Origin of the sequence: Promicromonospora kroppenstedtii DSM 19349 (genome assembly GCF_000515355.1) — a bacterium.
In the GTDB taxonomy this organism is placed as follows: Bacteria; Actinomycetota; Actinomycetes; order Actinomycetales; family Cellulomonadaceae; genus Promicromonospora; species Promicromonospora kroppenstedtii.
Genome location: NZ_KI911619.1, coordinates 1 through 324, shown reverse-complemented (window position 1 = coordinate 324; position 324 = coordinate 1). Strand labels below are relative to the sequence as shown.

The following is a 324-nucleotide window of genomic DNA, read 5'->3' as shown; positions in this document are numbered from 1 at the left end:
GCGCATCAGGCGATGAATGGTGGGCAGCGGTAGCCCCGACTGCTGCGAGAGCTCGCTCAGGCCGGCATCACCGCCCACGCTCCGCAAGGATCTCCAGCAGGTCGAGTGCTCGCTCGACCGACTGCACGCCAGTCTCTGCCACGTCGCTCTCCCCGTCGGTACGCCAGACCTGTCGGTCGGCGGAACCAGCATTCCACACAGCGGAAGACGGGGGTGCTGGAGTTGTTCCGGGAATGCAGGTAGGGGGTGGGACGCACAACCCTTTTGACAGGCTGTGTGTCCCACCCCCTCCTGGGGAATGGTTGTCCGGCGGCGTCCTACTCT

At 65.7% G+C, this 324-nt stretch carries 1 protein-coding gene; it reads right to left on the bottom strand.

What is annotated here, in order from left to right:
* The coding region (locus tag PROKR_RS38160; RefSeq protein WP_425414855.1) for a helix-turn-helix domain-containing protein at positions 1-192 on the bottom strand (192 nt) is incomplete at its 3' end.
* Positions 193-324 lie beyond the last annotated feature (132 nt).